The sequence below is a fragment of the Bacillus basilensis genome (genome assembly GCF_050630465.1).
GTDB classification, from domain to species: Bacteria; Bacillota; Bacilli; order Bacillales; family Bacillaceae_G; genus Bacillus_A; species Bacillus_A basilensis.
This window is the reverse complement of sequence record NZ_JBNTQO010000042.1, coordinates 1-4770: the sequence shown is the minus strand read 5'-3', so window position 1 is coordinate 4770 and position 4770 is coordinate 1. Positions and strand designations below refer to the sequence as shown.

Below are 4770 nucleotides of genomic sequence, written 5' to 3'. Positions count from 1 at the left end.
GTCAACTAAGTTTTTTTATTTCGTTTGTCGTGTTCTGCGTTATTGCATCGGCGACTTGTTCTATATTACACCTCTATACTCTAATCGTCAACACTTTTTATAAAGATATTCAATTAAATCTTTTTACGCTCTTTTAGCTATATACGTCCCTACAAAAATTCATTACCAAAAACTATCTTCTGCTTCTCTTTAATTTATTCTCGCAAAACATATTCAATTTACTTTGAACCCTAGGCTTAATTTGCGTGGATATTTTCCTCCAACAAAACTATTAACCTTATTTTAACAAATACTAGTATATAATTAGAGGGTTGTTGCACCATCAATGAAATCCATTAGAAGCAGGTGAAGGTATGAAAGATATACGTATCCTTATAGCAGACGATGATAAAGAAATCCGTAATTTACTAAAAATATATTTAGAACGAGAATTATATATGGTAGATACTGCGATTGATGGCGAAGTAGCCTTACAGTTATTTAATCAAAACAACTATAGCCTCGTTATATTAGATCTTATGATGCCGAAAGTAGATGGTATCGAAGTATGCAGAAAGCTTAGAGATAAAACTAACGTACCGATATTAATGCTAACCGCTAAAGATCACGAAGTCGATAAAATTTTAGGTTTAAGCATTGGTGCTGATGATTACATTACGAAACCTTTCAGCATTCACGAAGTGATTGCACGAGTAAAAGCTCTTATACGACGTTTTTTAGTTCTTGGAAGTAACATTAATGTACAAGAGAAAACAACTTTAGCTTTTAAAGGACTAACTATCAATTTAAATACATATACAGTTCACACAAATAAAGAAGAAATCAGCTTAACCGGAAAAGAACTAGAACTATTAAAATTCTTTACTTCAAACCCAGGACAAGTATTTACAAAAACACAGCTCTTCCGCAATGTATGGGACGATAATTATATAGAAGATGATAATACCGTTATGGTACATATTCGAAAACTTAGAAAGAAAATAGAAATCGACCCTTCCAATCCAAAATTCATTCAAACTGTATGGGGAATTGGTTATAAGTTTGTGGGTGAAAAGCTTGAAGACTGATAAAATCCTCTTCCTTATTTCATTACAACTTATCATTTGCGGGCTTTTAAATATACAAATGGATCCGAGAGTAAAAATTTCTTTATTTATTACCCTTATCTTAATTACAATGTATCTCTTCTTTTCAAGAATACAATTCATTCAAAATCGCAAATCAATAGACACTAAATTAAGTCGTGCACTAAACGGGCATTTACAAACGAGATTATTCACAAGTAATGATCGATCGTTACATAATATCGTTTTTTCAATAAACGAACTAATAGCTGAATTAGAAAAGGTTCGGATTAAAGCAAAAAGGTCTGAGGAATCTAGAAAACAACTTTTATCTAGTATCTCGCACGATATCCGAACACCACTCACCTCCATTATTGGATATATCGATGCTTTAAAAGATGGGGTTGCTGCTTCTGAAATAGAAAAGCAAGAATATCTTAAAATACTTTATATGAAATCAAATAACTTAAAGCACCTAGTTGATGAAATATTCAATATGGCAAAGCTAGACGCTAATGAATTTCCACTAAAAGAAGAAAAACTCGACTTTTCTGAAGTTACTAGAGAAGTTTTGATCGAGTTTTTACCTGAACTCTCAAAACATAATATTAAACTGCAAGTTCTCATACCAGAGTCTACTTGTCCTATCATTGCAGATCACCTAAGCCTTATGCGTATTATAGGTAATTTAATGAAAAATGCCATTTATTACGGAAAGGATGGGAAAACAATAGGAGTCGAACTACTAGAAACTGATGTAGCATATGAACTTCTTATTTGGGACAAAGGCCCTGGTGTTCCAAAACATGATTTACAAAACGTATTTGAGCGAATGTACCGAAGCGAACAATCAAGAAACTCGTCTTTTGGTGGTAGCGGGCTCGGGCTTTCTATTTCTAAAGCGCTCGTTGAGAGGAATGGTGGGCATATATGGGTTGAAAGTATTCCATGGGAACGAACCACTTTTGGCTTTTCCATTCCAAAACACAATACTTTTAAGAAATAGTTAAGAAATGATTAATATGCAGTTAAGCCTTCCTTTTTATCATGTAAGTAAGAACTTATAGAAAGTAGGTGTCTCCTATAAACACAATTATAAAAACGACTAATCTTACTAAAGTATATGGCAAGCAAAAATCCGTAGATAAGCTAAACATTAACGTTCAACGAGGAGAAATTTATGGATTCATAGGACGTAACGGTGCTGGTAAAACAACAACCATTCGTATGCTGCTTAGTCTTATAAAGCCTACAAGTGGAACTATCGAAATATTCGGAGAGGACTTATTTCAAAATCAAAAAGATATTTTAAGTAGAATTGGTTCTATCGTTGAAGTTCCAGGGTTTTATGAAAACTTAACTGCAAAAGAAAACTTATTAATTAATGCAAAGATAATCGGGGTGTACAAAAAGAATGCTATTGAAGAAGCATTAGAAATAGTGGGCTTGCAGTATGAAACAAAAAAGTTAGTAGGAAAGTATTCTTTAGGAATGAAGCAACGCCTAGGAATTGCACGCGCCCTTCTCCATTATCCCGAACTACTCATATTAGATGAACCGACTAACGGACTAGACCCCATCGGTATTAAAGAAATGCGAAAACTTATTCATTCTTTAGCTCAAGAAAGGAATATAACAATACTCATTTCTAGTCACATTTTAGCAGAGGTAGAACAGTTAGTTGATCGTATCGGAATTATTCACGAAGGAAGGTTACTAGAAGAAGTTTCTCTTGATAAGCTGCGCAAAGCAAACCGTAAGTACATAGAATTTCAGGTGAATAATGACAATAAGGCTGCGATGCTATTAGAAAATCAATTTCAAATTTTCGATTATGAGGTACATGATGAAGGGAATATTCGCATTTACTCTCATTTTGGGCAACAAGGATACATTAATAGAACATTCGTTCTGAACGATATTGAAGTATTAAAAATGATGATCAGTGAAGACAGATTAGAAGATTATTTCACCAAACTAGTTGGAGGTGGAACAATTGGTTAATCTACTCTATACAGAACTATTAAAACTAAAACGCTCTAATATGTTTTTAATTAGCATTATTGGGGCTGGTGTCGCACCTTTCTTAGTCGTAGTAGCCTCTTATATACATATAAAAACAAAACAGCCAACTCCGACTATTTGGTTCCACCAGTTATTCACTGACGTTAACTTATATACTACTTTAGTTATAGGATTCCCTTTATACGGAGTAGTTGTTGCTTATCTGTTTACCCGCGAATATGCAGAAGATACACTAAAAAATTTACTAACTATCCCCGTGTCGCGCATTAGCTTTATTATAAGTAAGTTCATCATTCTCTTCCTTTGGATCATGATGCTAACTTTAGTCGCTTGGTCGCTTACTTTAATATTAGGGCTATTGGGGAACTTCCCTGGTTTTAACACTACTTTACTTTTAGGTTCTTTCCTAAAATTTTTAATATGTGGTGGACTTCTCTTTCTATTGTCTTCACCTATTGTGCTATTAACTCTTGTAATGAAGAGCTATGTACCGCCTATTATATTAACAGTCATTATTACAATGATGAATCTTATGCTCGTGAACTCCAAACATAAAGATTTATTTCCGTGGACCGCTACTCTAGATATTGCAAATAATGAATTACAACCCACATATCCACCAGAGTATTCTTATATCATCATTGCAACAACGGCGATTCTCGGATTTATTGCAACACTATTCTATTTTAAAAGAGTAGACATTCATTAATTTATAGGAGTGATACTATGAGCGATATCATAATTGCCTTCATACTCGGTATTGTAGAGGGGTTAGCTGAATTTTTACCTATCTCTTCTACTGGTCACCTTATATTAGTCGGGCATTTATTAGGGTTTGAAGGAGAAAGAGCGAAAACGTTTGAAATTGTTATTCAGCTAGGCGCAATTTTAGCTATTGCAATTTTATATCATAAACGTCTCGTTTCTTTATGTAATATTAAGCCTCTTCTACGGAAAGAGAAAAAATTCAACGCGTTCCATGTATTTCTTGGCGTATTTCCGGCAGTAGTTGCTGGTTTGCTACTACATGATGTTATTAAAACTTACTTATTTCAGCCATACACTGTTGTGATTGGACTTGTAGCAGGGGCAATTCTTATGATCTTTGCAGAAGTAAAAAAACAAGAGGCAACCTCCTATTCACTGGACGATTTAACATACCGTCAAGCATTAACAATTGGATTATTTCAATGTTTAGCAGTATACCCTGGCTTCTCCAGAGCCGGCTCTACTATCTCTGGAGGTCTATTAGCAAAAGTAAATTATAAGACTGCATCTGAGTTCTCTTTTCTCATTGCCCTACCTGTAATGGTTGGGGCTACAGGCTTAGACTTATTAAAAAGCTGGACGTATTTAAGTGTCGATGATATCCCTATGTTTGTGGTAGGATTCATCACTTCTTTTATAGTCGCAATGTTAGCAGTAGTAACATTCCTAAAGCTTTTAGAGAAGATAGGTTTAAAACCTTTTGCATATTATCGTATTTTGCTGGCTATCTTATTTACACTCTTCGTATTACTATAGATTCGTATATTTCACATATTATTGAACCGATATTCAAGTTGAAGTATCGGTTTTTTATCCATTTTCATTTATTAAACACGAAAAAACACAAGTCAAAAGACTTGTGTTTTTAGTTGCTTGGCGACGTCCTACTCTCACAGGGACAAGGTCCCAACTA

The 4770-nt window shown here is 34.2% G+C and carries 5 protein-coding genes; all 5 read left to right on the top strand.

The annotated features are described in order from the left end of the window. Positions 1–353 precede the first annotated feature (353 nt). The 5 genes from ACQVV1_RS29570 (at position 354) to uppP (ending at position 4613) form a co-directional block, all read left to right on the top strand. Positions 354–1067 (top strand): response regulator transcription factor, encoded by a 714-nt coding sequence (locus tag ACQVV1_RS29570; RefSeq protein WP_199678332.1) that lies wholly within the window; start codon positions 354–356, stop codon positions 1065–1067. Beyond that, complete coding sequence (locus ACQVV1_RS29565) at positions 1057–2070, top strand: sensor histidine kinase (protein ID WP_242256831.1); 1014 nt, start codon at positions 1057–1059, stop codon at positions 2068–2070. The genes ACQVV1_RS29570 and ACQVV1_RS29565 overlap by 11 nt, the downstream gene beginning before the upstream one ends. A gap of 68 nt (positions 2071–2138) precedes the next feature. Further along, a complete protein-coding gene (locus tag ACQVV1_RS29560; protein ID WP_309259623.1) occupies positions 2139–3068 on the top strand; it encodes an ABC transporter ATP-binding protein in 930 nt (309 codons plus the stop codon). Next, positions 3061–3798 carry an ABC transporter permease gene (locus tag ACQVV1_RS29555; RefSeq protein ID WP_063225011.1) on the top strand — a complete coding sequence of 246 codons (738 nt, stop codon included), beginning with the start codon at positions 3061–3063 and terminating at the stop codon, positions 3796–3798. The genes ACQVV1_RS29560 and ACQVV1_RS29555 overlap by 8 nt, the downstream gene beginning before the upstream one ends. Positions 3799–3815: 17 nt before the next feature. Then, a complete protein-coding gene (gene uppP, locus ACQVV1_RS29550; protein ID WP_242256835.1) occupies positions 3816–4613 on the top strand; it encodes an undecaprenyl-diphosphate phosphatase UppP in 798 nt (265 codons plus the stop codon). Positions 4614–4770: the final 157 nt, after the last annotated feature.